This window comes from Rhodococcus sp. AD45-ID (assembly GCF_003023755.1).
Lineage (GTDB): Bacteria > Actinomycetota > Actinomycetes > Mycobacteriales > Mycobacteriaceae > Rhodococcus_F > Rhodococcus_F globerula.
Genome location: NZ_PYHL01000001.1, coordinates 1,947,425 through 1,974,125, shown reverse-complemented (window position 1 = coordinate 1,974,125; position 26,701 = coordinate 1,947,425). Strand labels below are relative to the sequence as shown.

General features: G+C 60.8%; 29 protein-coding genes. 21 read left to right on the top strand and 8 right to left on the bottom strand.

The features are described from left to right. Positions 1 to 79: 79 nt before the first annotated feature. The 3 genes from C7T36_RS08820 to C7T36_RS08810 all read right to left on the bottom strand — a co-directional run bounded on the left by C7T36_RS08820 (position 80) and on the right by C7T36_RS08810 (position 2,295). On the bottom strand, positions 80 to 403 hold the full coding sequence (locus C7T36_RS08820) for a hypothetical protein (protein WP_033237421.1): 324 nt from the start codon (positions 401 to 403) through the stop codon (positions 80 to 82). After that, positions 387 to 1,652 (bottom strand): aromatic ring-hydroxylating dioxygenase subunit alpha, encoded by a 1,266-nt coding sequence (locus C7T36_RS08815; RefSeq protein ID WP_033237420.1) that lies wholly within the window; start codon positions 1,650 to 1,652, stop codon positions 387 to 389. Before C7T36_RS08815 ends, C7T36_RS08820 begins: the two co-directional genes overlap by 17 nt. Before the next feature lie 175 nt (positions 1,653 to 1,827). Then, the gene (locus tag C7T36_RS08810; protein ID WP_045064753.1) at positions 1,828 to 2,295 is read right to left on the bottom strand and encodes a pyridoxamine 5'-phosphate oxidase family protein; all 468 of its coding nucleotides are present in this window, start codon (positions 2,293 to 2,295) and stop codon (positions 1,828 to 1,830) included. A 191-nt stretch (positions 2,296 to 2,486) separates the two neighbouring features. On the opposite strand from C7T36_RS08810, the gene C7T36_RS08805 reads away from it, so the two are divergent. The 13 genes from C7T36_RS08805 to C7T36_RS08745 all read left to right on the top strand — a co-directional run bounded on the left by C7T36_RS08805 (position 2,487) and on the right by C7T36_RS08745 (position 13,575). Further along, positions 2,487 to 2,801 (top strand): hypothetical protein, encoded by a 315-nt coding sequence (locus C7T36_RS08805; protein WP_033231790.1) that lies wholly within the window; start codon positions 2,487 to 2,489, stop codon positions 2,799 to 2,801. 106 nt (positions 2,802 to 2,907) lie between these two features. Next, positions 2,908 to 4,074, top strand: a complete 1,167-nt coding sequence (locus tag C7T36_RS08800; protein WP_033231878.1) for an acyl-CoA dehydrogenase family protein — start codon at positions 2,908 to 2,910, stop codon at positions 4,072 to 4,074. Continuing rightward, complete coding sequence (locus tag C7T36_RS08795) at positions 4,074 to 4,841, top strand: SDR family NAD(P)-dependent oxidoreductase (RefSeq protein ID WP_033231789.1); 768 nt, start codon at positions 4,074 to 4,076, stop codon at positions 4,839 to 4,841. The genes C7T36_RS08800 and C7T36_RS08795 overlap by 1 nt, the downstream gene beginning before the upstream one ends. Then, positions 4,841 to 6,082, top strand: a complete 1,242-nt coding sequence (locus C7T36_RS08790) for a CaiB/BaiF CoA-transferase family protein (protein ID WP_045064751.1) — start codon at positions 4,841 to 4,843, stop codon at positions 6,080 to 6,082. Before C7T36_RS08795 ends, C7T36_RS08790 begins: the two co-directional genes overlap by 1 nt. Next, entirely contained in the window at positions 6,082 to 6,903 is an 822-nt protein-coding gene (locus tag C7T36_RS08785) for an enoyl-CoA hydratase/isomerase family protein (protein ID WP_045064748.1), read from the top strand. The genes C7T36_RS08790 and C7T36_RS08785 overlap by 1 nt, the downstream gene beginning before the upstream one ends. A gap of 28 nt (positions 6,904 to 6,931) precedes the next feature. Further along, a complete protein-coding gene (locus C7T36_RS08780; protein ID WP_033231788.1) occupies positions 6,932 to 8,077 on the top strand; it encodes a thiolase family protein in 1,146 nt (381 codons plus the stop codon). 12 nt (positions 8,078 to 8,089) lie between these two features. Then, the gene (locus C7T36_RS08775; protein WP_045064746.1) at positions 8,090 to 9,238 is read left to right on the top strand and encodes an acyl-CoA dehydrogenase family protein; all 1,149 of its coding nucleotides are present in this window, start codon (positions 8,090 to 8,092) and stop codon (positions 9,236 to 9,238) included. Positions 9,239 to 9,388: 150 nt separating this feature from the next. Then, positions 9,389 to 9,994, top strand: a complete 606-nt coding sequence (locus tag C7T36_RS08770; protein ID WP_045064744.1) for a TetR/AcrR family transcriptional regulator — start codon at positions 9,389 to 9,391, stop codon at positions 9,992 to 9,994. Between the two features lie 38 nt (positions 9,995 to 10,032). Next, positions 10,033 to 10,500: a hypothetical protein gene (locus C7T36_RS08765; protein ID WP_308811197.1), complete on the top strand. Its 468-nt coding sequence runs from the start codon at positions 10,033 to 10,035 to the stop codon at positions 10,498 to 10,500. Positions 10,501 to 10,618: 118 nt separating this feature from the next. Further along, positions 10,619 to 11,422, top strand: coding sequence for an SDR family oxidoreductase (locus C7T36_RS08760; protein WP_052683471.1), 804 nt, complete (start codon positions 10,619 to 10,621; stop codon positions 11,420 to 11,422). A 166-nt stretch (positions 11,423 to 11,588) separates the two neighbouring features. Further along, entirely contained in the window at positions 11,589 to 12,071 is a 483-nt protein-coding gene (locus C7T36_RS08755) for a VOC family protein (RefSeq protein ID WP_033231785.1), read from the top strand. Continuing rightward, on the top strand, positions 12,068 to 12,913 hold the full coding sequence (locus C7T36_RS08750; protein ID WP_045064741.1) for an SDR family oxidoreductase: 846 nt from the start codon (positions 12,068 to 12,070) through the stop codon (positions 12,911 to 12,913). The genes C7T36_RS08755 and C7T36_RS08750 overlap by 4 nt, the downstream gene beginning before the upstream one ends. Positions 12,914 to 12,930: 17 nt before the next feature. Next, positions 12,931 to 13,575 (top strand): TetR/AcrR family transcriptional regulator, encoded by a 645-nt coding sequence (locus C7T36_RS08745; protein ID WP_052683470.1) that lies wholly within the window; start codon positions 12,931 to 12,933, stop codon positions 13,573 to 13,575. Positions 13,576 to 13,581: 6 nt separating this feature from the next. Here C7T36_RS08745 and C7T36_RS08740 read toward each other — a convergent pair whose 3' ends face one another. After that, entirely contained in the window at positions 13,582 to 14,247 is a 666-nt protein-coding gene (locus tag C7T36_RS08740) for a TetR/AcrR family transcriptional regulator (RefSeq protein ID WP_033231872.1), read from the bottom strand. 93 nt (positions 14,248 to 14,340) lie between these two features. On the opposite strand from C7T36_RS08740, the gene C7T36_RS08735 reads away from it, so the two are divergent. The 8 genes from C7T36_RS08735 (at position 14,341) to C7T36_RS08700 (ending at position 22,650) form a co-directional block, all read left to right on the top strand. Beyond that, positions 14,341 to 15,639, top strand: coding sequence for a hypothetical protein (locus tag C7T36_RS08735; RefSeq protein WP_033231783.1), 1,299 nt, complete (start codon positions 14,341 to 14,343; stop codon positions 15,637 to 15,639). A gap of 11 nt (positions 15,640 to 15,650) precedes the next feature. Beyond that, positions 15,651 to 17,063 (top strand): acyl-CoA reductase, encoded by a 1,413-nt coding sequence (locus tag C7T36_RS08730; protein WP_033231782.1) that lies wholly within the window; start codon positions 15,651 to 15,653, stop codon positions 17,061 to 17,063. Then, a complete protein-coding gene (locus C7T36_RS08725) occupies positions 17,056 to 18,039 on the top strand; it encodes an aldo/keto reductase (RefSeq protein ID WP_084702450.1) in 984 nt (327 codons plus the stop codon). Before C7T36_RS08730 ends, C7T36_RS08725 begins: the two co-directional genes overlap by 8 nt. A gap of 88 nt (positions 18,040 to 18,127) precedes the next feature. Next, positions 18,128 to 19,573 carry an aldehyde dehydrogenase gene (locus tag C7T36_RS08720; protein ID WP_084702448.1) on the top strand — a complete coding sequence of 482 codons (1,446 nt, stop codon included), beginning with the start codon at positions 18,128 to 18,130 and terminating at the stop codon, positions 19,571 to 19,573. Beyond that, a complete protein-coding gene (locus C7T36_RS08715) occupies positions 19,570 to 20,022 on the top strand; it encodes a carboxymuconolactone decarboxylase family protein (RefSeq protein WP_239654625.1) in 453 nt (150 codons plus the stop codon). The genes C7T36_RS08720 and C7T36_RS08715 overlap by 4 nt, the downstream gene beginning before the upstream one ends. Next, positions 19,997 to 20,911 carry an NAD(P)-dependent oxidoreductase gene (locus tag C7T36_RS08710; RefSeq protein WP_045064739.1) on the top strand — a complete coding sequence of 305 codons (915 nt, stop codon included), beginning with the start codon at positions 19,997 to 19,999 and terminating at the stop codon, positions 20,909 to 20,911. Before C7T36_RS08715 ends, C7T36_RS08710 begins: the two co-directional genes overlap by 26 nt. A 108-nt stretch (positions 20,912 to 21,019) precedes the next feature. Then, positions 21,020 to 21,646 (top strand): TetR/AcrR family transcriptional regulator, encoded by a 627-nt coding sequence (locus C7T36_RS08705; protein WP_045064737.1) that lies wholly within the window; start codon positions 21,020 to 21,022, stop codon positions 21,644 to 21,646. 161 nt (positions 21,647 to 21,807) lie between these two features. After that, entirely contained in the window at positions 21,808 to 22,650 is an 843-nt protein-coding gene (locus tag C7T36_RS08700) for a TauD/TfdA family dioxygenase (RefSeq protein WP_106939746.1), read from the top strand. A 131-nt stretch (positions 22,651 to 22,781) separates the two neighbouring features. On the opposite strand, the gene C7T36_RS08695 is transcribed toward C7T36_RS08700, so the two are convergent. The 4 genes from C7T36_RS08695 to C7T36_RS08680 all read right to left on the bottom strand — a co-directional run bounded on the left by C7T36_RS08695 (position 22,782) and on the right by C7T36_RS08680 (position 26,701). Beyond that, entirely contained in the window at positions 22,782 to 24,116 is a 1,335-nt protein-coding gene (locus C7T36_RS08695; RefSeq protein ID WP_045064735.1) for an HNH endonuclease signature motif containing protein, read from the bottom strand. A 121-nt stretch (positions 24,117 to 24,237) separates the two neighbouring features. Beyond that, entirely contained in the window at positions 24,238 to 24,999 is a 762-nt protein-coding gene (locus tag C7T36_RS08690; RefSeq protein WP_162487724.1) for a GntR family transcriptional regulator, read from the bottom strand. Positions 25,000 to 25,079: 80 nt separating this feature from the next. Then, a complete protein-coding gene (locus tag C7T36_RS08685) occupies positions 25,080 to 25,886 on the bottom strand; it encodes an NAD(P)-dependent oxidoreductase (RefSeq protein WP_033231778.1) in 807 nt (268 codons plus the stop codon). Further along, positions 25,883 to 26,701 carry an NAD(P)-dependent oxidoreductase gene (locus C7T36_RS08680; RefSeq protein ID WP_045064732.1) on the bottom strand — a complete coding sequence of 273 codons (819 nt, stop codon included), beginning with the start codon at positions 26,699 to 26,701 and terminating at the stop codon, positions 25,883 to 25,885. Before C7T36_RS08680 ends, C7T36_RS08685 begins: the two co-directional genes overlap by 4 nt.

Genomic DNA, 26,701 nt, shown 5'->3' with positions numbered 1-26,701 from the left:
GGACGCTACGGTCTGTACAGTTTTCTTGCTTCCCAAGAGCTTTCGCGCGAATCCGTGTCTAGACGATCGGTAGATCGGGTCAGACGACGGGTTCGACGGTGACGGCTACGTAGGCTGCGCCGCTGTCGGGGACGCGGGGTTGTTTCCAGACTTCGATGGGGAAGGTGACCATGACGAAGGATTGCATGAGGTGTACGAGTGCTCGTGCGTCGTCGGGTAGGTCGTCGAGGGGGAATTTGTCGCAGTAGGTGATGGCGTCTTCGAGTCGGTTGAAGGCGGCGTCGTAGAAGTCTTGCATTTCGGGCATGGTGGAGGCGAGGCGTTTTGCGTAGCGTTCGCCTTCGGTGGGGAGGATCCAGTCGGCGAAGCGTTCGAGGTCGGCGAAGTCAGTTGGTAGTGGCATCGCGGTGCTCCTTGACGTGTGTTCGTGCGGTGTGGTGAAGGTGGCGGATGAGGAGTTCTTGGTCGCAGAGGGGGAATTCGGTGACGGTGCGGGTGGCCATCATTGTTTGTGAGGCTTCGAGGGTGTTCGCGTCTTGGAGTGCGTATTCCTTGAAGGTGACTGCGGCGAGTTCGTGTGCGAGTCGTTCGCGGGTGTTCTTGGGGGGTACGAAGTAGAGGCTGGCTTCGAAGATGTGTTTGTCGACTGCGGTGGGCCAGTAGTGGTAGGTGAGGTACCAGCCTGGTGCCCAGATGAGGAGCATGAAGTTGGGGAAGATGGTGAAGCTGTCTTCGCCCCAGGCTGCGTGGCGTGCGGGGTTGAGTGTGGGGGGTAGGGGGTCGAGGCCTTCGATGTCGGGGCGGTCCCAGGGGCCGAAGAGTCCGCTGCGCAGTGCGCGTTCGATGGGCTTGACCATGTTGAGGTCTTTCGGCGGTGCCATTCCGCCCCATGAGGAGATGAGGGAGTGGGGTCCGTCGAGTTCGTAGTGGAGTGCTTCGAAGCCGGTGGCGGCGAGTTTGTCTGCTTCGGCCTTGGTTGCCTGCTTCTGGTGCAGGATGGGGGCGTGGTAGAACTCGGCGAATGCGTCGATGAAGAGTTTCCAGTTGCTGCCGATTTCGGCGCGGTAGCTGTAGACCTCGGTCATTTCGTGGAAGGGGTAGCCTTCGACGCCCTTGAGCATGGGGCCGAGGTATTCCTCGAGGCTTTGCTGGGGGTTGAGGTTGACGAAGATGAAGCCTTGCCAGGTTTCGCAGGTGACTTCGACGAGTCCGTAGTCCTGCTTGTCGACGTCGAAGAATTCGCCTTCTTGTTGGATGAAGGAGAGTTTGCCGTCGAGGTCGTAGCGCCAGGCGTGGTATTTGCAGGTGAACTGGCGGCAGGTGCCTGAGGTTTCGTCGCCGGGGATTTCGTTCCATACCAGCTTGTTTCCGCGGTGGCGGCAGACGTTGTGGAATGCGCGGATGGTTCCGTCGGCGCCCTTGACGATGATCAGGGAGGTGTTGACGGCGGCGAGTTCTTTGGTGAAGTAGCTGCCGGTGCGGGGGACTCGTTCGACGCGTCCGACGTTGAGCCAGGTGCGTTTGAAGATTGCTTCGCGTTCGGCTTCGTAGTGTTCGGGGTCGATGGAGTCGGTGTAGTCGACGGGTGCGGTGCCGAGGTGGGGATACTGTTCGGTCCAGCTTCCCGCGGCCGGTTTGGCGAAGTGTGGCACGGTCTACCTCTCGTTCTCATGTTCGTGTTCCGCCGCGATGCCGAAGCGTGATTTGGCTGTGCGCTGCGGCTGGTTCGGCTGGTACAGATTTCTGAAGGATGCACTCTCTCGAATGAGAATGCGATTCTCAACAACGAAATTCAGACTGCCATACGCGAATGTCGGTAGTCAACCGCTATCGCCGGAGTTTGGAGAAATCCCAGCTCACGATGTTCTCCGGAACGAGTTGGAGCCAGCCGTGCCGGCCGTCGTAACTGAAGTTCCCGTCCTTGCCGATGTACTTGTCGGCAAACAGGCGCTCGGGGGTGATCAAGGCGTCGTCCGGTTCCCCGTGGCGAGGTATTTCGCCTACTTGTCGCACCTTTCCCTCCAGCTCAACGCCGCGTAGGCCGAGGAAGTCCGTATCTCCCTCGTCGACGATGACGCTTACCCGGGGATCGAGTTCGAGATCGGTCCACCGTCTGCTCCGGGTGAGTGAATTGAGCCAGATCGAGGTTCCGTCCCAGACGAACCACAGGGCGCTGACGTGCGGTCTTCCGCTCTGTCCGACGGTCGCCACTCGGCAGATCGGCTGCGCGGAGAGGAACGTATGGCGTTCCTCCTCTGTCATGGCGATGGCGGTTCCACGACGCTGTCCTGACATTTTTCCTCCTGCGAATAGTCAAAGAGAGCTTGATTCTCTAGTATGGAGAATATAATTTCCTAGGAAGTCGTCAATTTGGACGATCCACCGACGAGTACCTGTCGGCTCGGCCTGATTTCTTCGCGTCGACACTTGACGCCCACAGGTTCGGCCCTGCTCGGCGATCGACCTATCGAAAAGGGAGGTTCACCATGACCGCACCAATACCTTTGCGGCCGGGAGGCCAGCTCGCCAGTTCCGTGTGCACCACGCGGGTGATCGTCGTCCGCGCACCTGCAGCCGGAAACCCGGTAATCGCCTGTGGGGGTAGCCCAATGGTTCCCGCTGCGCCGGGGCAGGCGGCCGCCTCAACAGTCACCGACGCGGTCACGCTCATCGGGAAACGCTATGTAGACGCCGATCAGAGCCTCGAAGTGCTGTGCACGTCGTCCGGAGTAGGTGAACTGAGCTGCGACGGCGTTGCCATGACCCTCAAGGCTGCCAACGCGCTCCCCGCCTCCGATTGAACACGTAGACAGCAACGAAAGTCGGTGCGGGAGTTCGGGTAACCGGGCGCCGCACCGACGAGCCTTCAGGTGATGCACAGCAGAGGAGTCGATTGTGTCCGGCGGTATGAATTTCGAACTGACCGAGGATCAGGAATTGATCCGCAAGTCGGTCGCTGAACTGGTGAAGAAGTTCGACGATCAGTACTGGATGGAGAAGGACCGGGCGCACGAGTTCCCCGTCGAGTTCTACAACGCCATCGCCGAGGGCGGTTGGCTGGGAATGACCATCCCCGAGGAATACGGCGGTCACGGGCTCGGAATCACCGAAGCCACAATACTTCTCGAAGAGGTGGCCAGGTCCGGCGGCGGCATGAACGCCGCCAGTTCGATTCACCTGTCCATCTTCGGCATGCATCCGGTGGTGGTCCACGGATCCGATGAACTCAAAGCGCGAACACTGCCGCGTATCGCGTCAGGTGACCTGCATGTCTGCTTCGGAGTGACGGAACCTGGGGCCGGTCTGGATACGTCTCGAATCTCGACCTTCGCCAAGCGCGACGGAGACCACTATGTGGTCAACGGGCGTAAGGTGTGGATCTCGAAAGCACTTGAATCCGAGAAGATTCTGCTTCTGACCCGTACTGAGCGTTATGACGACGTCAAGAAGAAAACCGACGGAATGACGTTGTTCCTGACCGATCTGGACCGCAGTTGTGTCGACATCCGGCCGATTGCGAAAATGGGTCGAAACGCCGTCACGTCCAACGAATTGTTCATCGACAATCTTCGGATTCCCGTCGAGGACAGGGTTGGTGAGGAAGGTAAGGGGTTCTCGTACCTCCTCGACGGCCTGAATCCGGAACGCATGCTCATCGCGTCCGAGGCGCTCGGTATCGGCCGGGTGGCACTCGAGAAAGCAGTGAAGTACGCCAACGAGCGTGAGGTATTCGGTCGGCCGATCGGCATGAATCAGGGCATTCAGTTTCCGCTTGCGGACGCGCTTGCCCATCTTGATGCCGCAGAGCTGGTGCTGCGCAAGGCAACCTGGTTGTACGACCAGGGGAATCAGTGTGGTCGCGAAGCCAACACGGCCAAGTATCTGTGTGCCGAAGCAGGTTTTGCCGCTGCGGACCGAGCACTGCAAACTCACGGTGGGATGGGCTATTCCGAGGAATACCACGTCGCCCGCTACTTCCGTGAGGCCCGACTGATGCGGATTGCACCCATCAGTCAGGAAATGATTTTGAACTATCTGGGATCACATACTTTGGGAATGCCGAGGAGCTACTGATGACCGCAACCAATCCGATGTTCGACTTGACGGGACGATCAGCACTGGTCACCGGCGCGGCCGGCGGTATCGGCTCCGCCGTTGCGCGGGCGTTTGCGACGGCTGGAGCGACCGTGCTGGTCACCGACGTCGACGGTGACGCGGCAGCTGCTGTTGCAGAACGTATTACGGCGGCGGGTGGCAAGGCGGACAGTTTTGCGCTCGACGTCAGGGACCGTGCAGCCGCCGACGCCGCGGTGGCACGCGCCGCCGGTTTCACCGAGGGGAAGCTGCACATCCTGGTGAACAATGCCGGCGTGACCGCGCCCGCGATGTTCAAGGATCTTGCGCAGGATTCGTTCCAGCGGATGCTCGACATCCACCTGCTCGGCGCATTCCATTGCTCGCAGGCAGCTTTGCCGTTCCTGGCTACCGACGGGACAGGGCGAATCATCAACGTGACGTCCTCGGCCGGAATCACCGGAACGCTCGGCCAGGTGAACTATTCGGCCGCGAAGGCCGGGATCATCGGCCTGACCAAGTCTTTGGCTCGGGAACTGGCGCGCAAGAACATCCTGGTCAACGCGCTTGCTCCTTTGGCGGCCACGCCGATGACCGAGACTATCCGCACCGACGAGAAGTTCGCCGCGAACATGATGACGCGAATCCCGTTGCGCCGCTGGGCGGAGCCCGAGGAAATCGCGGGTGCCTTTGTGTTCCTGGCGTCGAATGCTTCTTCCTTCGTCACCGGGCAGGTGCTGCCGGTGGATGGTGGCATGGTGATGTGATGTCGGGTTCGGAGCCTGCCGCGGGCTCCTCTGCTACATCAGGGGGGCCTCTCGCGGGAATTACCGTGGTGACGTTGGAGCAAGCTGTGTCCGCTCCGATGTGTACGCGTACGTTGGCGGATTTCGGCGCCCGCGTGATCAAGGTCGAGAATCCGCAGGGTGGCGATTTTGCGCGAGACTACGACGATGTCGTGAATGGTCTTGCCGCACATTTTGTCTGGGCCAACCGCGGTAAGGAATCAGTCACCTTGAACTTGAAGTCCGAGGCCGGGATCGAAACCATGCACAGGCTGTTGGACAAGGCTCACGTGTTGGTGTCGAACTTGGCGCCGGGCGCGATGGCACGACTTCGTCTGTCGGCGAGTGATCTGGCCGAACGGCATCCGGATTTGATCACGGTGGAAATCGACGGCTACGGCGCCGGCGGTCCGCTGTCGCACAAGCGGGCGTACGACCTTCTCGTCCAGGCAGAGTCCGGTGCATGTGCCGTCACCGGACGCCCGGGCGAGCCAGCAAAACCCGGACCGCCCGTCGCCGATATCTCCTCGGGACTGTATGCGGCGCTGTCGATCCTGGCGCTGCTGTGCGGTAAGGGGCGTGGAAACGGCGGCGAACTGTCGTCGGTGTCGGTGAGTCTGTTCGACACCATGACGGAGTTGATGGGCTACCCGCTCACGTACACGAAGTACTCGGGGATCGATCAGCAACCATTGGGGATGAGTTCGCCTGCAGTGTCACCGTACGGTTCGTACGGGACCCGAGACGGGCAGACGGTTGTACTCGGCACGACCAACGACCGTGAATGGCAGCGACTTGCCCGCGAGATACTGGAGCGTCCCGACCTGGCGGACGACACGCGGTTTGCCGGCAACTCCGGGAGGGTTCGTCATCGGGAGGTTCTCGACGAGGCGATCGAATCATGGTGTGGTCGACACGATCTCGAGCACATTCAGAAGACTGCCGACGCTGCTGGAATCGGAAACTCTCGCTACAACCTCCCCAGCGAAGTGCTCGAGCACCCACAACTGAGTGCTCGTGACCGCTGGCGGCAGGTCGATACATCTGCCGGCCCGATCGAGGCACTGCTGCCACCGCCGATCATTGCGGGCTTCGAGCCGCCGATGGGGGCGGTACCGGGACTCGGGCAGCACACGGATCGTGTGCTCGCGGACTTCGGTTTCACCGGAGACGACATCGCGGCGTTGCGCGGCGACGGCGCAATCGGACCGGCGTACTGCTGATGGCGCACGAGAAAAACACATCGGTGGCGCCCGGCCCCGTCCTGCTGAGCGACGACCGCGACGGCGTTCGGACACTGACGCTCAACCGCCCGCACCGTAAGAATGCGATCAACCCGGAATTATGGGCAGCGCTGCGTGATTCGCTGGTATCTCTCGAGACCAACCGCGACGTCCGGGCGTTGGTCATCGAGGGGGCCGGCGGCTCGTTCTGTTCGGGTGCGGATCTGTCGGAAATCGCCGACATCCACCCCATGCACAAGTTGCGTGTCCTCACCGATGTTGCCCTGCTGCTCCACGAACTGCCGATACCGACCGTCGCCAAGGTGTCCGGAGTGGCCGTCGGTGCAGGGTGGAATCTGGCGCTCGGGTGCGACCTGGTGGTGGCCACACCCGAATCGACGTTTTCGCAGATCTTCTCCAAGCGAGGGTTGTCATTGGACCTCGGCGGATCATGGCTGCTGCCAAAACTTGTCGGTCTACAACAGGCCAAACGCCTGGTATTGCTCGCCGAGACCATCGGCGCCGAGGAAGCCGAGGCTCTTGGCCTGGTGACCTGGGTTGTGCCGAAATCGGAGATCGACAGATATGCCCGCGACCTGGCACAGCGATTGGCGTCAGGACCACCTATCGCGCTGGCACAGAGTAAATCGTTGTTGAACGAAGGCGCCGACCGCACGATGCGGGATGCGCTCGCCAACGAGGCACGCGCGCAGGCAATGAATTTCGGTACCTCCGACGCACCGGAGGCGTACGCCGCATTTGCGGAGAAACGTGAACCACGATTTGCCGGCCGCTGGGCCGTGCCGCGAATCGGTAGTTGAACAGAATCAGTTCGGAGAGTGGAGAGACATGCGTGAAGTTGTAATCGCCGAAGCAGTTCGGACTCCGGTGGGGAAGCGCAACGGCGGGTTGTCGAGCGTACATCCGGCGGACTTGTCCGCAGTGGTCCTCGCCGCCCTGGCCGAGCGCACCGGAATTGATCCTGGGATCGTCGACGACGTGATCTGGGGTTGCGTCTCCCAGGTCGGTGACCAGTCGAGCAATATCGGCCGCTACTCGGTACTCGCAGCCGGATGGCCCGAGTCCATCCCGGGCACGACGGTCAACCGGGCGTGCGGTTCGAGCCAGCAGGCACTTGATTTTGCGGTGCAGGCCGTCATGTCGGGTCAGCAGGATGTTGTTGTCGCGGGCGGCGTCGAAGTCATGAGTCGGGTTCCGCTGGGCGCCGCCAAGGCGTCCGGGCAGCCGTATGGCCCCAAAGTCTTCGAACGCTACGACAATTTCTCGTTCAATCAGGGATTGTCGGCCGAGGCCATCGCACAGAAGTGGGCTCTCACGCGTACCCATCTCGACGAGTTCTCCGCGCTTTCACACGAGCGCGCCGCCGCAGCCCAGGACGACGGCGCCTTCGAGAGCCAGATCGTCTCGGTGACAACCGATTCCGGAGTCGTCTCGGCTGACGAAGGTATTCGCCGCGGAACCTCGGTGGAGACTCTCGCGAAGTTGAAGCCCGCATTCGCAGATGACGGAGTCATTCACGCGGGCAACTCGTCGCAGATTTCCGACGGCGCCGCAGCACTGTTGGTGACGACGCCGGAGCGGGCACGTCAGCTCGGACTGACGCCGATTGTTCGCTACTGCGCAGGCGCTGTGACCGGTTCCGATCCGGTGCTCATGCTCACCGGTCCGATTCCGGCGACGGACAAGGTCTTGAAGAAGGCTCGAGTCGACCTGAACGAGGTCGGAGTGTTCGAGGTCAACGAAGCCTTCGCGTCGGTGCCACTGGCGTGGCTTGCGGAAACCGGTGCGGATCCGGCATTGGTCAACCCCCTCGGCGGCGCGATCGCGCTCGGACATCCGCTCGGTGGTTCCGGAGCGGTTCTGATGACTCGAATGATTCATCACATGCGCTACAACGGAATTCAGTACGGATTGCAAACAATGTGTGAGGGTGGCGGCACCGCGAACGCCACGCTCGTCGAACTGGCTGTGTGAGGAAGATACAAAATGCGCAGAGAAGTGTTCACTCCCGATCACGAGTCATTCCGTAAGCTCGCCCGCGATTTCATCGAGAAGCACGTTGTCCCCGAGTACCCGTCGTGGGAAAAGGCCGGCCAGATGCCGCGGGCAACTTTCGAACAACTCGGCTCGTTGGGGCTGCTCGGTACCGCAATCCCCGAGGAGTACGGGGGAGCAGGGATGCCCGACTATCGGTACAACGTCATCTTGCAGGAGGAGTCGGCGCGCGCGCTGGTCACGTTGAGCACGGTCCGCACACAACTCGATGTGATCCTTCCGTATTTCCTTGCCTACGCTAACGAGGAACAGCGATCACGTTGGTTCCCCGGGTTGGCGGCAGGAACACTTCTCTCGGCGATCGCGATGACCGAACCGGGTACCGGTTCCGATCTTGCGGGCGTACGCACCACTGCGGTGCGCGACGGGGACGAGTACGTGATCAACGGTGCCAAGACATTCATCACCGGCGGCTTGCTCGCTGATCTCGTGATCGTTGTCGCGCGCACGTCGACGGATCCGGAGAATCGACGCGCCGGTCTTTCACTGCTGGTCGTGGAGGATGGAATGCCCGGGTTCACCCGCGGGCGTGTCCTCGACAAGATGGGCTGCAAGGTTCAGGACACAGTCGAGTTGTCGTTCGACAATGTGCGAGTGCCTGCTGCGAACAGATTGGGCGACGAAGGCGCCGCGTTCGGCTACCTCGGTCGCAATCTTCCGCAGGAGCGGATGACTGTTGCTGTCGGTTCGGTGGCTCAGGCTCGGGCCGCGGTGACGGCAACTATCGAGTACGTCAAGGAGCGCAAGGCTTTCGGGACACCGGTTGCGTCGTTCCAGAATACGAAGTTCGAATTGGCGGCTATGTCGGCGGAGATCGAGGCCGGGCAGACGATGATCGATCGGGCGGTTCTCGATCTGGTCGACGGCGAGTTGTCGGGTGCTGATGCAGCACGGGTCAAGTTGTTCTGCACCGAAATGCAAGCGCGCGTGGTCGACCGATGCCTTCAGCTTTTCGGTGGTTACGGCTACATGATGGAGTATCCGATCGCGAGGCTGTACACAGATGCCCGGGTGGCACGTATTTATGCAGGTACGAGCGAGGTTATGAAGGTGATAATCGCGAAGTCCCTCGGGTTGTAAGCGATTTAGGGGTCTTTGCGCGCGCGGCGACCGAAAAGCGGCACATTAGCTGTGTCCTGTTGCACAACTTCATCTTTGATGAGACGCTTGTCACAGGGCTGAAAACAACCTACTGTGTGTTCAGTAGGTTGCTTTGAGCAGAGGAGTTCGATGACCGCGCAGCGCCCGTATGCCACTCTTTTAGCAAAGGGCGAAGACCGGAAACAGCTCATCCTTTCCGCTGCTCAGCGACTACTTGCACTAAACGGGTGGCGCAGTACGACGCTTGCGCAGATCGCCGGTGAAGCCGGTGTGACGTCGGCTGGACTTTTGCACCACTTCGAGTCCAAAGAACAGTTACTGCATGCCGTGCTCGACGCGCGGGATGCAGATGACGATGCTCATGCTGATCGAACTGGCGATGTCATAGAACAGCTCGAGCAAGTGGGTGCGCGGTTCGAACGCTCGCCTCACTTGATCGGGATGTACTCGGTGCTTCTGATCGAGAGTTTGGATCCGGAAGCCCCGTTGCATGGTCGCCTGCTCGCTCGGCAGCGTGCGGCAATCGACACGATTGCCGCAGGTATTCTGCGCGGTCAACGCGCAGGAAAATACCGCAATGATATTGACCCGGCCGTCAAGGCCGTAGAGATTGTCGCGTTTCTCAACGGAATGGAGACCTCATGGCTGCTCGATCGTTCGATTCCACTGACCGAAATCTTCAAGGACTACACGCAATCGCTGACTCGACAGCTCGCGCTCGCCGGCACAGTCTGAGGTACCGTCTGGCAGTCCTCGCGCCCAGCGTTGCCGACGTGGTGCGCCATGCAGGCGGGTGGATGTTCGACCAGGTAATGGCTGGCTGGGACGTCACGGTTATCGTCGAAAAGCACGAGAACACCCGGCCGTTGCAGATTCTCGGGGCAACCACGTTGGATTTGGACTCCGTGATGGCCGCGCCCAACGGGCCGCGCCCGCAAGCGATTGCTCTGGCAGGTGATCTGTTCGAGTCCAATGCGATGGTGCGTGAAGGACTTCTCGATACCCTCGATCGCGGCATTATCGACGTCACGTTGTGGGGCGATAAGGTCCCGAGCGATCTGGCTCATCACTTCGGGCCGAGCTCGCACCAGTTAAGCCGCGCTGCAATGGTTTTCAAGTCCCACGCCCTCGCTGCCGCATCCAGCTCGCCCGATCCCGTCAGCGCGACCGAAATGTTTCGTGGGGTCAGTCTGTTCGGCAAGTGTCCGGCAGACGGAGTGAACCTCGTGTCAGTCGGTTAGTGAACCACTTCCCGCGCACAGTCCGGTGCGGGAAGGATCGAGAAGCCGCATGCTCCGGCTGTTGATACGCGTGAACGCGAATCAACAGGCGGAGCATTGTTGTGAGAAAGCAGTGCATGTGAACGGTAATGACTTTGTCAGCAGATATGGCCCGGTAGCGCTGGTGACTGGTGCTTCCTCCGGCATCGGTCAGTCGTTTGCCGAACAGTTGGCGGCCATGGGCCTGGATGTGGTCTTGGTTGCGCGCCGGGAATCGCTCCTGGGGGAATTGGCCTCGAGATTGCGAGCCGAGCACGGCGTCGAAGTAACTGTCTGCTCTGCAGATCTTGCTGAAGTTACGGCGACGGCGTCGATTCTCGACGCGACATCAGGCCTCGATATCGGGCTGGTTGTGAGTAATGCCGGTTACGGGTTCAAAGGAGAACACTCCGCCATGGACCCAGCAGAGCTGGCGGACATGGTGACGGTGAACTGCACAACGCCCATGCTGCTGACCCGTGGTTTCATTCCGCGCCTGCGAGCGCGTGGACGTGGCGGCATCATTGTAACCAGCTCGATCGAAGCATTGTTGGGTTGCCCGTATTCCACGGCCTATTCGTCGAGTAAGGCATTCCTGAACAGTTTGGGAGAGGGCCTGTGGGGTGAGCTGACGCCGGAAGGTATTGACGTACTGACGATTTGCCCGGGGGCCACCGATACCGAAGCGCTGCGGCGGAGCGGGATCGACCCGGCCACGATGAATAATGTCATGTCGCCGGACGAGGTGGTGACGCTGACCTTGGACAACATCGACAACGGGCCGACGCTGTTTCCCAGCGACCATCACAAAGCGGTTTTCGATCAACTCCTGTCGATTCCTCGGCGAGATGCTCTGACGGCGATGGCTCGGGGTATGAAGGTGAACTCGGTCCAGCCCAACTAGTCGGGACGGGCAAATGTCTTGGTCGCGTGTTGTTTTGCGGGGATCGCGAGATTTCCTTGCATTCCGCGCGTCCGGGTGAGAATATTCTTCTCATGCCAAAGAATCTTGTTCTGGGTGTTTTGGGCGCACGGGTGTCACAGGCGCCGCGGATCGAGGTGATCGAGGAATGAAGGCCGAGGATCTCTTCCATCTCGGGATCGTCACCGAAACGTTCGAGCAGACCAGGGACGAACTGTCGTCGCTGTTCGGGTACGAATGGGGCCCTGAGGTCGGTGGCCCGATCAACGTCACATTGCCGAGCGGCGACGCCACCGTTGATCTGCGATGTGCGTATTCGGTGACCGCGCCGCGCGTGGAAATCGTTCGCGCCGTTCCGCAGTCGACTCTGTGGGATGCAAGTAGAGGGCAAGGCATTCATCATGTCGGGTACTGGTCCGACGACGTCGCGGCAGATTCTGCAGAGCTGGCGCGTCACGGATACGTCACCGAGGCAACACGTCTCGGGTCTGATGGCATACCGTTCTTCTCGTTCCAGCGTAGTCCTTGGGGATTTCGGATCGAACTCGTGAGCAGAACCGCGAAGACCGGCCTCGAACAGTGTTGGGCGACACCGGTCGCGCGGCAAGCGGAAGTTGGTGCGAAGTCATGACTACTGTCGGAATTGTGACCGGCGCGGGACGTGGCATGGGTTTTGCCTGCGCGCGGCGTCTGACCGACTCGGTGGACCGTTTGTTGCTGGTCGACATGGACCCGGAAACCGTGGCGGCGGCAGCAGCTGAACTTTCCGGGACCGGCCGCGCCGTCGTAGAACCGTTTGTTCTCGATGTCACGGACCCTGCTGGCCTTGCGCGTCTAGTCGATCGAGTGCGTGAACTCGGAACCTTGCGGTCGGTCGCACATGTCGCCGGAATCTCGCCGACCATGGCCGACTGGCGCAGAATCTTTTCTGTCGATCTTGTGGGTACCGCCTTGCTCGCGCAAGCGTTGCGCCCGCTCGCCACGGCTGGCACGGCAATGGTGTGTTTTGCATCCATGGCGCCGACACTGGCGTCGCTCGAGCCGGACGCTGCCACCGCTGCAGCACTGGAAGATCCTCTGCGAGATAACTTTCTGGACGAGATCTATGAAGCGGTCGGGCCCGCGATCGAACACACCGGCGCCGCGTACGCATGGGCGAAATACGGTGTTCAGCGTTTCGTGAAACACGAGGCCGTGCGATTGGGAGCCGTCGGCGCACGCGTCTGCTCGCTGTCACCCGGATTGATCGACACCCCTCAAGGCCGACAAGAAGCCGAGAACAACGCGCACCTGAGTGCGCTGGTCACACAGACGCCTCTTGCCCGGACCGGTACTGCTGACGAAGTAGCAGCAGTCGTGTCGTTCCTGCTCTCGGATGACGCCAGCTTCCTCAACGGAACAGATATTCTCGTCGACGGTGGAATCTGCGCCGCGGTGCATACCAGCGGCGGACTGAGTGCGGCTCGTTCGTGACGGGGTATCTTCTTCCGATGGACATGAGTGGTTCGACCACCGAGCCGACACAAGATCTGGCAACCCGAATTGCTGCGCGGGCCTTGGCAGATCGAGGCGCTGTGTATGCCAGCGAGGTTCGCCGATTGCTTGACGCCGCGTTGGTGGTCATCAGGTCACTGGGAACGAACTCCCGCCCTCGCGTCGCGGATATCGTGGCACAAGCGGGACTGTCCAACGATGTCTTCTATCGGCACTTCAAGTCGAAAGATGCACTGGTTTCGGCAATCTTGGAGGATGGCTCCGAGCGATTGACAACGTATGTTGCGCATCAGATGGACAAGGAGAACACCCCAGAGGGGAAGATTCGGCGGTGGGTCGAAGGTGTCCTGTCCCAGGCCGACGAAGATTCGGCGGCCACCACCCGAGCGGTGCTCTGGAATGCGGGTGGGACGGGCGTCGGCGCAGTTTCGGGGCCACCGTCGGCGAGCGGTCCACTGGCGACCCTGCTGCGTGGTCCCCTTGCGGAACTGGGCAGCGCAGCACCGGAGTTCGATGCCACATTGGCGGCACACGCGACAGTCGGAAAGCTTTCCGACTACCTCTGGCAGCGGATTCAGCCTACCGATTCGGATATCGACCGGATCACCGAATTCTGTTTACGCACAATAACGCCCGCCTAGTCGATCTCAATCAGGTCTGAGACTTCGAAGAAACAGTGCTACCGCGGACTGAACATGCCGTTCTTGATCTGCGGGGTCGTGCACAATTCCGAACGAGGCCAGGCGGGCCGGACCGCCGGACGCCATGCCGAGAAAGAGTTCGGCGAGTACGTCCGGTTCCTCGGCGACGATCTCGCCGGCCTCGGCATGCCGCACGAGTAGATCTGTGACCAACTGTTTGCGCGGCCAGAATCCCGTGCCGTGAGTTCGACGAGCGATGTCCGGAAAGCGCTCAGCGTAGGTGATCGCGATCTGTTCGAGTTTGATCATGGACGGGTTCAGGGCGCGGCTCAGTGCCGTCCTCGCGATGGTGGTCAACGCGACTTCCAGATTGTCGAGATCAGGTGCAGGTGGTTCTGGCACAGGCCAATCCGTGCGTTGGACGGCCCAGCCGAGAACCGAGCGGAAGACTGCTTCCTTGGTGGGGAATCGTGTGTACAGCGTCGGTTTGGTAGTGCCGGCCGCGGCAGCGATGGCATTCATCGACGTCCCCTCGTATCCATGCTCGAGGAACATGGCGAGGGCGCCTTCACGTATGGCGTGATCCAGTGCGGTGGCTTGCTCGAGAGTGGGGCGCCCCCCGCGGCTTCGGCGTGCTCCGGCTGCGCCCGGTTCGGACCTGTGCGACGTCATGAACATCAGTGTGCCAGTCGAACTCAGCTATAGACAGAAAACTAAACCCATGGGTAAAGTTAATTCCGGGGGGCAACATCGACTGGAGGCACAATGTCAGGGACGACCACACAGCGAGATGAGATTGTCGAGCGACTCGACGCGCGATTCCAGGAACTGCGTCAGCAGGTACCGGTACTGAAGCAGCGGGCGGACGACGAGGGGATCACCGAAATCGCACGGCGTGAGGACATGATTCCGCTGCTGTTTCCGCATACCACGTACAAGAGCTACCCGGAATCGTTGATCGCTAAAGGTCAATGGGCGCAGCTTAATCGGTGGCTCGATTCGCTTTCGGCGCATCGCGTCGAGGGAGTGGACGTGTCGGACGTCGTCGACGTCGACGGGTATATCGATGCCCTCGAAGCTGTCGGGCACCTGGTGTCGAGTTCGAGTGGGACCAGCGGGAAGAGTTCCTTCCTCAACAAGTCCGTACAGGATCGCGAAGTGTCCATGCAGAACATGCTGGACTGCCTGACGGACTTGGGGATTCATCGCGACAACTCGTGGCACGTTATCCCGGTCGGGCCGGAAACGGGTCTGAGTGGACACAACGCCCTGCGTGATCTCATCTACAAGGAGTACGGCCGACCGGACGGAATCGAGCGGCCGTCGGGCGCGGAGGCAAGCGGTCACTATGCGTATATGGCGCGTCTGTCTGCCATGCGTAAGGCAATGGCAGACGGGACCGCGGCACCGGACGAGCTAGCTACCCATGAGGCGTCAGCCGCCGCGCGCCAGGCGGAAAACGAACGCCGTCTGCGGCATTGGGCAGAGCAGATCATCGAACACCGCACCGAGAAGATCTTTTTCAATTCTCAGTTCCCGAACCTGTTCCGCCTCACCGAGATTCTGCGAGAACTCGGAATGAAGGAGGGAGACATCACGGGGGAGAACGCGATGACTGCGGGCGGCGGGCTCAAGGGCATGTCACTGCCGGCTGACTACCAGAACCAGATCTTTCGAATGCTGAATATCGATCCGAGCCGGTTCTTTCACTACTACTCGATGCAAGAGTTGAATATTCGTTTGCCGAAATGCGCGTCGGGTCGGTACCACGTTCCTTCGGAGCTGGTTCTGTTCGTTCTCGACAAGAACGGCGAAGCGCTTGCACCCGAGTCGGATGGCAAGGTGGAAGGCCGCGCCGCGTTCTTCGACACTACCGTCGACGGACGTTGGGGCGGAACGATCACCGGAGACAAGATCTCGGTCGAACTCGGTGACTGCTCCTGTGGCCGAACCGGCCCCACGGTTGACGCAGACATCACCCGCTACTCCGATCTGGCAGACGACGACAAGATCACCTGTGCCGGCACCACGGACGCGTACGTCCGCGGATTCCTCGAGGACTGAGAGAAACTTCAATGACTACGTCATCAACACTCGCACCGAGTAAGTCCAAGATCCGTGTACCTCATTTCATCCGAGGCAAGCTCGTCTGGGGTGAGGACACCGAGTATCTGTCGCGGGACTTCGGGGTTCCGTTTGTCACGCCGGCTCTGGAACTGAACAGATTGTTCGTGCCACGCACCGAACCCGGACCGGCATTCGACGTGCCGGTCACGGACATCATCGACTTCCTGGTCGAGACGGCAAAGCATCTCACGCTAGAGACAAACGAGTACCTGCAGGAATCCCTCGAGATGACCCTTCAGGTCAGTGCGCTGCCCAGGAGAATCATCGAGAACACCTTCGCGCGGCCGGGCCAGTTCCTGACGCGGGAGGCGCTGGAATACCGTCTTGACCGCACCTTCGGTGATCGCAACCTCCTCGACGGATGGGTGGAGCGCACCGACCCCAACGGTCGTGTGAGCCGGGTCCGGGCATTCCCACCCCGCCTCGTGCACATGCTTGCCGGAAACTCGCCGAGCGCCGCTATGACATCGATCGCAGACGCGGCGCTTGTCAAGGCAGTCAACGTCTTCAAGATGCCATCGGCTGACCCGTTCACCACCGTGGCGGTACTGCGCACCATGTCCGACATCGAACCCGATCATCCGATCCTGCGCTCGATGTCCGCCGTGTACTGGCGCGGCGGTGACGAGAAGGTCGAGAGCGTGCTCTACCGCTCCCAGTACTTCGACAAGCTTGTGGCGTGGGGTGGTGGCCCCGCCATCGAGAACGCCGCGAAGTACGCCGGTCCCGGCTTTCAGCTGATCTCCTTCGACCCCAAGGTCTCGATGTCCGTCATCGGACGTGAAGCCTTCGAGTCCGAAGAGACTCTCCGCGAGGTCGCGGAGTTGGCAGCGTCCGACGCCACTATCTTCAACCAGGACGCCTGCCTCGCGGCGCGTCACATTGCCGTCGAGGGTGACATCGAGCAGGTGGATCGCTTCTGTGCGTTGCTGTGTGAGCGTCTGGGAGTCGACCGCGACTTTGCCGAGGCCGTTGGTCCCAAGACGCCGCGCGATATTCGCGAAGAAGTTGAGGGCATGCGATTCCTCGAGCCCGACTACCGCATCTGGGGCAGCTACGACGGCAGTGGTCTTGTTGTCCGCTCACCGGAACCGGTGGACTTCCACCCGACCAACAAGACGGTCAACGTCGTCCCCATTGCATCGATGGCCGACGCGGCGCATTTCGCGACGGTGGCAACACAGACCGTGGGTGTTTACCCGACACACCGCAAGGCCGAGGTACGAGATCGCCTGGCAACAGCAGGAGTTCAGCGTGTGGTGAAGCTCGGTAGCGCGTTGACCGGCAGTATGGGCAGCCCGCACGACGGCATGTACCCGTTGCATCGATTCGTCAACTGGGTAGTGGACGACGATGCCTGAAGCCGTGAGTGGTGCAGGCATGCCGCTGCGAGTGCTCGGCAGATCCGGACTACGAGTCAGCGAAATGTGTCTGGGCGCCATGACGTTCGGAACGGACTGGGGCTTCGGAGCCGACGAGTCCATTTGTCAGGATATCTACAAGGAGTTCCGCAGCGTCGGCGGTAATTTCATCGACACAGCCAACAATTACACCAACGGTGCGAGCGAGACGATTCTCGGGCGGCTGATCGCGTCCGAGCGTGACGATGTTGTCGTGAGTACCAAGTACACGCTGCCGACACATCCGGGTGATCCCAATTCCGGTGGAAATCATCGGAAAAGCTTGCGTCGCAGTGTCGAAGAGAGTCTGCGACGCCTCGGCACCGACTACATCGACTTGTTGTGGGTGCATGCGTGGGATCGGCAGACGCCGGCCGAGGAGACGCTCCGCGGACTTGACGATCTGGTCCGCAGTGGCAAGGTCTTGGCGATCGGTATCACCAATACTCCGGCCTGGGTGGTTGCCCGCTCGAACGCAATCGCCGAGTTGCGCGGTTGGAGCGCCTACTGCGCCATGCAGGTCGAATACTCCTTGGTGGCACGAAGTCCCGACCGTGAGCTTCTTCCGATGGCGAGCGAATTGGATTTAGCCCTGTGTGCCTGGAGTCCTTTGGCTCGCGGCCTACTTGCCGGAAAGGGAGACCCCGAACGACTCTCGCCTGCCGGTCGGGAGGCCCGAACCGTTGCCCAAGACATTGCGGCCGAACTGGGAGTCAGCCCCGCGCAGGTTGCCTTGGCGTGGGTCATACGTCGGGGGCTCATGCCGTCGATCGGCGCGCGCACGGTGGAACAGCTTCGAGACAACCTCGGCGCTCTGCAGGTGATGCTCGACGAAGGGCAGCAGGAGCGTCTCGACGCAGCATCGCGGGTGCGACTCGGCTATCCGCACGATTTCCTGAACGAGCGGCGCGCGGTGTTGGAGCCGCAGGAGTTGTAGCAGCTTCAATTTCTGAAAAGCATCGACAAAGGGTCGGCACTTTGTTAGATTCTCGACATTAGAGTCGGCTTATTACGTCATCTTGTAGATGGGAAGTGCGTTGGACAAGCTCGATCATTGGATCGCCGGTAGTGCGGTGATGCCGACCAGTGCCGACTACATGGCTGTCACAGACCCGGCAACCGGATGTGAGGCAAGGCAACTCGCGTGCGGCAATGCTCACGACGTCGACCTGGCGGTTCAGGCCGCATCTGCTGCCGAAACGGCATGGAAGCAGATACCGGCGCTTGCTCGGGCGCGGTTGTTCGGTGACCTCGCCCGGGCCATGCGCGCCGATTCTGCGGAGTTGGCCCGGTTGGAGATCAGTGAAACCGGTAAGCCGGAGGCCGTTGCACTGGCTGAAGTCGAGAACTCCGCGACGTACTTCGATTTCTACGGCGGGTTGATCGGCATGCCGGCCGGTGACACTCTCGACGTGGCACCGGATCAGCATGTGTACACCCGCCGTGAGGCTTTCGGAGTAATCGGAGTCATCACGCCGTGGAATGTGCCACTGAACCAGGCAGCGAGGGCGTGCGCACCAGCTTTGGCTGCCGGCAACACGGTGGTGGTCAAGCCGTCGGAGAGCACGTCGGCGTCGACGGTTCGGTTGGCTCAACTCGCGACCGAGGTGGGTTTTCCGGCCGGAGTCTTCAACGTGGTTCTCGGTACGGGGCAGGATGCGGGTGCTGCTTTGGTGGCCCATCCGGATGTGTCCAAGGTGGCATTTACGGGTTCCGTGGGAACCGGCCGTGCTATCGGGCATATTGCGGCAGACCGAATCATCCCGGTCACACTGGAATTGGGTGGAAAGTCCGCCAACATCGTCTTTGCCGACGCCGATGTGGAGAAGGCCGTCGCAGGTTCTCTCCTCGCTTTCACGGCCAATGCCGGCCAGGTGTGTTCCGCCGGCACAAGGCTCCTGGTTCATCGGTCGATCCACGACGAGGTCGTACAGAAATTGGCTGCGGGTGCCGCAGCGGTGCGTCCCGGGCGCGATATCGGTCCACTCATTACCAGGGCGCAGTTCGAACGAGTGCAGGAATACTTCAAGATCGCGGAATCCGAAGGTGCACAGGCTGTAACCGGAGGAACAGTCTCTGTGGTGGCACAGGAGACCGGCGGCTTCTACATCGATCCCACGGTGTACATCGGAGTCGACAACTCGGCCCGGATCGCGCGCGAAGAGATATTCGGACCCGTGGTTCTCGTGCTCGCGTTCGATACCGAAGACGAGGCGATCGAACTGGCCAACGACTCGGATTACGGACTGGTAGCCGGTGTTTGGACCAGCAATGTGTCGCGGGCACTGCGGGTCAGTGAGCGGATCCGAGTTGGTCAGGTGTTCGTCAACACCTGGTCAACCGGATCCGTGCAGACTCCGTTCGGCGGGTGGAAGAACAGCGGTTACGGGCGCGAAAAAGGTGTGGAGGCACTCCATCACTACAGCCAGGTCAAGTGCGTGACCATCAAATTCGAGGGAGATTCACAGTGACACAAGATAGCCCGCTCGATCTGGCTCACCAGACCGTCTTCGAGGCCGGCCTGGCGGTGCGTAGGGAAGTCCTCGGTGCCGAATACGTCGATGCGGCAATGACCCGTAATGCCGGGACTGACGGCGAAGAGTTGCAGAAGTTCGTGAGCGAGTTCGTGTGGGGCGGTGCCTGGACAAGGCCAGGCCTGGACCGACGGAGTCGTTCGCTGATCAATCTCGGAATTCTGATCGCCCTCAGCCAGCCCCATGAGTTGTCCGTCCACGTTCGCGTGGGTCTGAGCAACGGCCTGACTCGCACAGAGATCACCGAAGCTGTTATCCACGCCACCGCCTATGTGGGAGTGCCCATGGGTATGGCGGCGATGCGTGTGGTTCAGGAAACCCTGACTGCCGAACTGGGCCCCTCACCGCGGAGGTCTCGGCATGAGCGTGATTCCGTTGCCGGGTAAAAGTGTCGGTCTTGTCGGACTGGGTGCGATGGGCGGCCCGATAGCCCGCAACTTCGTCAACTCCGGCCAACCGTTGATCGTCCGTGACGCCGATGCCGCGTCGCAGCAACGGTTTCTCGACACTCATCCGAGCGCTGTGGGCACAACGGATTTCGCGGACTTCGCGAAGTGCGACGTGGTGGTGCTGGTCCTGCCGACCAGTGACATCGTAGATGCCGTGGTTCTCGGTGAGGGGGGACTACTGTCGCAACTGCAGGCAGGTAGCACCATCGTAGACATGGGGTCGAGCATTCCGGACCGCACTCAGAAGTTGGCTGGAATAGCCGCCGAGCAGGGTGTTCGAGTTGTCGACGCCCCGGTCAGTGGCGGAGTCGGACGTGCACTGAAGGCGGATCTTGCCGTGATGGCGGGCGGTGACGCCGATGTGGTTGCAGAGGTTCTGCCGCTCCTGCGTGCCACAGGAACGGCAATCATCCACGTCGGTCCGGTTGGGTCGGGGCACGCTGCAAAGGCACTCAACAACCTTCTTGCAGCCAACGGTCTTGTCGCCGCAGCGGAGGCCATGTTGGTGGGCCGCAAATTCGGTATCGATCCGACGACGCTCCTTTCGGTGATCAATGCCAGTAGCGGCCGGAACCAGGCAACGGAGACGAAGTATGAAAAGTTTGTTCTGTCAGGAACATTCGACTCAGGATTCGCCGCAACTCTGATGCGCAAGGACATCGGAATCGCTTTGGATTTGGCTCGTTCTCAGGACATATCCACTGTTCTCGGTGACACGCTCGGCAAGATCTGGGAAACCGCTGTCGACGGGTTGGCTCCAGGAGCAGACCAAACCGAGGTTGTGCGATACCTCGAGGAGCTTGCGCAGGTGTCGCTTCACGATTAGCTCCGTGTAGGTGATGCGAGGCGCGTACCCCTCATTCCACGACACCCCGTCGGATGCGAAGATGATTCGAATCCAACGGGGTTTCGAATTCAGCGGAGTGAGGTGGTCATGGCTTCATCGCCGCGGCGCGTGGGTGCCGAGAAGTCGAAGACGCGAGATGTTCTGCTGGACAGTGTCGAGAAGATGATGCTGGACACCGGCTACGCCAGCGTGACCTATCGATCTTTGGCAGCAGAGGCCGGTGTGACCGCGAGCCTGGTCCAGTATTACTTTCCCACTCTTGACGACATCTTCCGCGCCGCAATTGCGACGTACACCGATCGCAACCTCGCGGTACTGCAATCTGCGCTGCAGAAACGAGCCGAAGATCCGTTGCATGTGTTGTGGGAATACAGCTGGGATGAAGCCACAAGTGCTCTGATGACGGAGTTCATGGCTCTCGGCAATCACCGTGAGTCAATCCGTGCTGAAATCGCCGAAGTCACCGAACGGGTCCGGCAACTGCAGATGGACGCCGTGGCTCGCAAGTTCGGGCCGGGTGCTCGACCGGACGGCCGGCTGTCTCTCGGCGCAATGGTGTTGCTGATCACCGGGATTCCCAAGTTCCTCAATCTGGAATCGGGTATCGGCGTCGACACTGCGCATGCCGAAGTGGTGGAAGCACTCGAGGGCTACATCGATTCGGTGGAGCCTCGCATCACGCAGACTGCGCGCACCAAGCGACCGCGGACGTAAGAAACGGATCGCGAACTTTTCTCGAAAATTGGTACGACTGTATAGCAAGTGCGGTACTGTCCTGTAGTGCGCGAGCTCGCTTGACCTCAGACTGCTTACCGAGCGCCAAAAGTACCTCTTCCCAGTATTTTTCGAGAAACGTGCCGATCGAGGAGTTCTTCTTGCCTGCTTCCATACGTCCCATCACGTCGACCGTCGGACTGGAGGTCACAGGTCTGACTGCCGACGATCTCATGAAGTCGGACTCTGCCCGAGAGATTCGGCAACTCCTGGACCGGCATGGGGTCCTGGTGTACCGCGAGATCAACATCGACGACGACGCCCTGTTGGCTCTCAGTCGTGCACTGGGCACCGTCGTAGTCCAATCCACCGGCGAGCACCGCCTCCCGGAGATTCAGACCATCACCATGGATCCGTCCAAGACGAATGCAATTCTCGCGTCGTATCGAGCGGGAAACTTCCACTGGCACATCGACGGTGCCACACAAGTCATTCCGCAGCAGGCGACGCTCCTGAGCGCTCGAGAGGTCGATCCAGCCGGGGGCGACACCGAGTTCGCCAGTACGTACGCGGCCTATGACGGCTTGAGCGACGAGGAGAAGGCCGAGTTCGAGTCTCTCGAGGTTGTGCACACGTTTGGGCATGCACAGTCGCTGGCGAACCCGGATCCCGACGAAGCAACCAGGCGAGCCTGGGCGCGGGTACCAGCGCAGGTTCATCCGTTGGTATGGACCAGAAAGAATGGACGGAAGTCGCTGTTGCTGGGCGCTACCGCGTCCGAAGTTGTCGGTTGGCCGATCGAGCGAAGTCGTGCGTTGTTGGATCGACTGCTCGAGTGGTCCACACGCCCCGAATACGTCCTGCGCCAGGTGTGGCGCAAAGGTGACCTGGTCATCTGGGACAACACCGGAATGCTGCATCGAGCGACGGAGTTCGAGCCCTCGTCTCAGCGTCTCATGCACCGCACGACCTTGGCGGGGGAGGAATCAGTCTGTCGTGGTTAAGGTCTGTGGTGGTTGAGGATTGGCCGAGTCCGTGAACACTATTTGCGACTATGACATGCGTCTGGGCTTCGCATCGTCTTTGTTGGTGATGCGAAGCTTGCACGCCGTATATGGTTCTGGCAGAGTCGGGTTCAGTCTCGGTGAACTGGCCCTTGGCGGGTGGTGGAGCGGCGGCGTCGTTGTTTCGGGTCGATCGCGGCTGGTGGGATGAACCAGGGTTTGTGATCATCGCCCATTTTGATTTCCCAGATTCCGCGGAACCCGCTGGTGCTGTGAATCAATCGGTGGTGGCTACGGCAGAGGAGGGTGAGGTTGTCCATCACCGTCAGTCCACCGACCGACCAGGGTTTTATATGGTGCGCGTCGCACCAAGCAGGTACCGCATCACAGTTCGGGAAGGCGCAGCCTTTGTCCCGGACGATCAGCGCGGTGCGTTGTTCGGGTGTGACGAGGCGTTTGTGTGGGGTCGCATCGAGCGGTGCGCCGTTGCCGTCCATCAACACTGTGGAGAGCATGCAGTCACAGGCGAGCATCCGGGTCAGGCTCACACCGAGCGGACCCATCCACGGCATGTATCCGACGTCCAGATCTTCGACATCAGGCTCGTCACCATCGGATTCGCTGCGCATGGTGGCGCATTCGCGATGCTCCGCAAGATCTTTCGCGGTGATGTGCACGTTCACGTGCGGACGCTGACCACCGTCAACACCGGTGACGGCATTGTCGAGGTACCGGCGAATCAGTTCCGTGAAGGCGTCGGCGGTGCGCTTGGCAGCCGACCGCTGATCCGGGGTCCCATCCGCGGCCGGTTTCGGCATCGACAAACCCGAAAGAGCCGATAACAGCATTTCACCGGTGAGCGCGTCGAAATCACCCTTGATCGCGACCCGACCGTTAAGCGTCGGCGAAATCCGCAAGACGTTGAGATCGTCGTCCTCACCGGGCGGGGTGTCGTCGGATTCGAAGATCCGCTCCAGGACCGCAATCGCGTAGCGGAGTTTGATGGTGGTCGCCTCCACACCGGATGCCGCAGCGAGCAGAGTTGCCATGCAGGACGGTAACGCACTGTCGGGCATTCCTTTTGGCGGAGATTCGCAGAACGCGACGATTATTGCCGCATGATCGAGCGAAAGGTCCCCGGCCTCGAACTGCGCAGCAATGTCGGGGAACACCCGCAACGCGGCGCCAAGGGCAGCGATCTTGTTACCGGCCGCGTTCTGCAGCATCGTATTCGCCGCCAACCACCGACCCACACCGCGGTAGCACAGCACCTGCTCGTCCGGATTGAGTGCCAACTCGTCGACCGCGGCAACCCGAATCGCTTCCAACCGAAGAATTTCCGCCGATACGCAGACTGCAACGTCTCGAACCTCGGCCGCTCGTAGCCGCCACAACCTGCCACGCACACCCGCAGCCGAACCGGCTACAACATCCTCCACCGAAACAAAATCGCTCACCGTAGTCATCAAGGCCTCCCCACCCTGACCCAATTATAGTCGAACAAACATTCGAATCAAGAGACATTTCGGGCACATTTCGGCCGAATGATATTTGTAGCCAGAATCTTTGACCAAAGCCGAAGTGGTTTCAGGAGCCGTGACGACCGGCGCGCTGAATCGAGAGTCGATGCTCGTACCGTTCCGACGCATGCACCGTCAACGAGATCTCGACCGGAACTCCATTGCCGTTCCGGTAGACCCGCTCGATGTGCAGGGCGGGTCTGCCCGGCGGGGTGTGCAGAATTTCGGCGATGTCGTCGGATACGAGAATCGCGGTGACAGTTTCTTCAGCTCCGGCAACAGGACCCGCGACGCTACCGACCGAGGCAAGGATGGTCCCGGGAGTACGGACTGTCGGGATCAGGTTCTCCGATATCAGTGTTTCGGCGACGTCGGGCGGAAGAATGATCGTGTTGACCGCATACGGCTGGTTGTCGATCCAGCGCCGAACCTTCAACTGCGCCACAACAAGACTGTCGAGTTCGAGCTTCTCGGCGTGGACACGGTCGCGTTTGAGTTCGAGAGGCGAGATGACTTCCATCTCGGTGCCCGGCCACTCCTCGAGTTGTTCGATCGAATCGGTGGAGCGGACGGAGCGGCCGGTGCTGGGCTGATCCGTCGGAAATGTTCCCCGACCGCGGACGCGATATACCAGTCCGTCCGCCACAAGCTCCTGAAACGCTCGCCGCACCGTTTGCCGTCCGAGGCTGTACTCGGTCATGAGTTCGGTATCGGTGGGCAGCGGAGTGTCCTTGTCGTACCTGCCGGCAGCGACCGCTTCGGCGAGCGTCAGAGCCAGGCGCCGGTACCCCGGTAGATCGGTACTGCCCGACAGGACTGACCCGCCCATCTTGTTCTCCCAGATCATGGTCGATTGACTGCCGATAGTGTCATCGGCAACGCTATCCCATTCGGAAGAACCGGCGTGAGTCAGACGCGATTCGGTAGAGCGGCGTTGACCGCGTCGTCGAGCAGTCCGAGATTACCGTCCAGCTCGGTGACGATCTTTCGGACGACGCCCACGTCCTTGCTCAGGAAATCTCCGACCGAATCTGCGAATGCAGACACTGAGCCCTTGGCTGAAACACTGGTCAGTGCACGGCTGTTGGAACTGCCGTATGGCAGGGCCGCGAGCAGATCGCCCTCGTCGATGCCGAGTTGTGTTCCCAGTGCGACAGCTTCGGTGAGAAGGCCGATCTGAGCGGCGAACAGAGCATTGTTGACTAGCTTGACCCGCTGTCCGTTGCCAGTGGGGCCGACATAGAGAACTGGATCTGCGTAGCTTTCCAGGGTCGGCTGGATGCGTGCCAGGGTGTTGGCATCGCCGCCGACAAAGAGGGTCAACCTACCTGCGGCGATATCGTGCGGTCCACCGCTGACCGGTGAGTCCACGACTGCGACACCAAACTGTGCTGCGTGCTCGGTTACGGCTTCAGCTGTGCGCGGGCTTCCCGTTGTATGCAACACCAGGGTGGATCCGCGAGGCATCGACGCGAGCAAGTCGCTGCCGAGACATATCTCGCGAACCTGCTCGTCCGTGAAAACGCAGATGATCACGAGGTCGGTATCGCCGCCGACCTCTGCGAAGGTGGACACGGCCTGCGCACCGGAGGCTTCCAGCGCAGTTTTTGTTGCGGCGGAGCGTGCAAGCCCGCGAACCTCGTGACCGGCTTCGACGAGACGGCTGACCATCGGTCCGCCCATCCGCCCGGCGCCGATGAACCCGACGCGTGTCATCGGCGGTGATCCATGAGTTCGAGGGTGGCGTCAGCTGCGGTCAGGACGACTCCGGTGGGTGCTTGGGCTGTTGTCGCGAGATCTGCAATCAGCCCGACGTCCTTCTGCAGCAATGTGCCCGCGTGCTGGGCGATACGCTCGAGCGTTCCACCGGCAGAGACGATCCGGCTCAGCGCGAAGCTGTTTGCCGTGCCGTGTGAGATCACGTCTCCGAGGCGGTTGGGATCAACACCGAGCGACTGGCCGAGCGCAAGCGTGTTCGCGGCTGTAGCCAAATTTGCCGTGAAGAGGAGATTGTTGAGCAGCTTCGTGATCTGACCGGACCCCAAAGGTCCAAGGTGAACAACAGGATTCGCGTACATCGAGAATACGGGACGGACGCGTTCGAAGTCTTCGTCGCTGCCGCCCACCATCACCAGAAGGCGGCCCTCGGTTGCGGCGATGCCACCGCCACTGACGGGAGCGTCAACGACGGAGATTCCTCGAGTAGCCGCTATTTCCCCGAGTTCGCGACAGGTATCCGGGTGAACCGTGCTGTGCACGGCAATGATTCCACCTGGCTTCATGCCCGCGAGGACGCCGTCCTCACCCGTGACAACGTCGAGAACATCGGCGTCGCTGCCGACGCAGATGCACACGAGATCGCTTGCCGCGCCTAGTTCCGCCGCAGATTCGGCGAACTTGGCTGCGGTGTCGGCAAAGGGAACGCGGGCTTCGGGACGTCGTGCCCACAGCGTGGTTTCGTAGCCGGAGTGGACGATTCGCCGTGCCATCGGCGCGCCTTGGCTACCGAGTCCGATGAATCCTACGTGCAT

Bases quoted from the DNA above. Each gene is read 5' to 3' on its own strand.
- C7T36_RS08690 (WP_162487724.1), bottom strand. From the start codon at position 24,999: ATGGGCGGGTCAGTCCTGTCGGGCAGTACCGATCTACCGGGGTACCGG.
- C7T36_RS08795 (WP_033231789.1), top strand. From the start codon at position 4,074: ATGACCGCAACCAATCCGATGTTCGACTTGACGGGACGATCAGCACTG.
- C7T36_RS08705 (WP_045064737.1), top strand. From the start codon at position 21,020: ATGGCTTCATCGCCGCGGCGCGTGGGTGCCGAGAAGTCGAAGACGCGA.
- C7T36_RS08710 (WP_045064739.1), top strand. From the start codon at position 19,997: ATGAGCGTGATTCCGTTGCCGGGTAAAAGTGTCGGTCTTGTCGGACTG.
- C7T36_RS08730 (WP_033231782.1), top strand. From the start codon at position 15,651: ATGACTACGTCATCAACACTCGCACCGAGTAAGTCCAAGATCCGTGTA.
- C7T36_RS08785 (WP_045064748.1), top strand. From the start codon at position 6,082: ATGGCGCACGAGAAAAACACATCGGTGGCGCCCGGCCCCGTCCTGCTG.
- C7T36_RS08755 (WP_033231785.1), top strand. From the start codon at position 11,589: ATGAAGGCCGAGGATCTCTTCCATCTCGGGATCGTCACCGAAACGTTC.
- C7T36_RS08685 (WP_033231778.1), bottom strand. From the start codon at position 25,886: ATGACACGCGTCGGGTTCATCGGCGCCGGGCGGATGGGCGGACCGATG.
- C7T36_RS08775 (WP_045064746.1), top strand. From the start codon at position 8,090: ATGCGCAGAGAAGTGTTCACTCCCGATCACGAGTCATTCCGTAAGCTC.
- C7T36_RS08780 (WP_033231788.1), top strand. From the start codon at position 6,932: ATGCGTGAAGTTGTAATCGCCGAAGCAGTTCGGACTCCGGTGGGGAAG.
- C7T36_RS08735 (WP_033231783.1), top strand. From the start codon at position 14,341: ATGTCAGGGACGACCACACAGCGAGATGAGATTGTCGAGCGACTCGAC.
- C7T36_RS08805 (WP_033231790.1), top strand. From the start codon at position 2,487: ATGACCGCACCAATACCTTTGCGGCCGGGAGGCCAGCTCGCCAGTTCC.
- C7T36_RS08810 (WP_045064753.1), bottom strand. From the start codon at position 2,295: ATGTCAGGACAGCGTCGTGGAACCGCCATCGCCATGACAGAGGAGGAA.
- C7T36_RS08770 (WP_045064744.1), top strand. From the start codon at position 9,389: ATGACCGCGCAGCGCCCGTATGCCACTCTTTTAGCAAAGGGCGAAGAC.
- C7T36_RS08695 (WP_045064735.1), bottom strand. From the start codon at position 24,116: ATGACTACGGTGAGCGATTTTGTTTCGGTGGAGGATGTTGTAGCCGGT.
- C7T36_RS08750 (WP_045064741.1), top strand. From the start codon at position 12,068: ATGACTACTGTCGGAATTGTGACCGGCGCGGGACGTGGCATGGGTTTT.
- C7T36_RS08790 (WP_045064751.1), top strand. From the start codon at position 4,841: ATGTCGGGTTCGGAGCCTGCCGCGGGCTCCTCTGCTACATCAGGGGGG.
- C7T36_RS08800 (WP_033231878.1), top strand. From the start codon at position 2,908: ATGAATTTCGAACTGACCGAGGATCAGGAATTGATCCGCAAGTCGGTC.
- C7T36_RS08680 (WP_045064732.1), bottom strand. From the start codon at position 26,701: ATGCACGTAGGATTCATCGGACTCGGTAGCCAAGGCGCGCCGATGGCA.
- C7T36_RS08820 (WP_033237421.1), bottom strand. From the start codon at position 403: ATGCCACTACCAACTGACTTCGCCGACCTCGAACGCTTCGCCGACTGG.
- C7T36_RS08745 (WP_052683470.1), top strand. From the start codon at position 12,931: ATGGACATGAGTGGTTCGACCACCGAGCCGACACAAGATCTGGCAACC.
- C7T36_RS08740 (WP_033231872.1), bottom strand. From the start codon at position 14,247: ATGACGTCGCACAGGTCCGAACCGGGCGCAGCCGGAGCACGCCGAAGC.
- C7T36_RS08720 (WP_084702448.1), top strand. From the start codon at position 18,128: ATGGGAAGTGCGTTGGACAAGCTCGATCATTGGATCGCCGGTAGTGCG.
- C7T36_RS08725 (WP_084702450.1), top strand. From the start codon at position 17,056: ATGCCTGAAGCCGTGAGTGGTGCAGGCATGCCGCTGCGAGTGCTCGGC.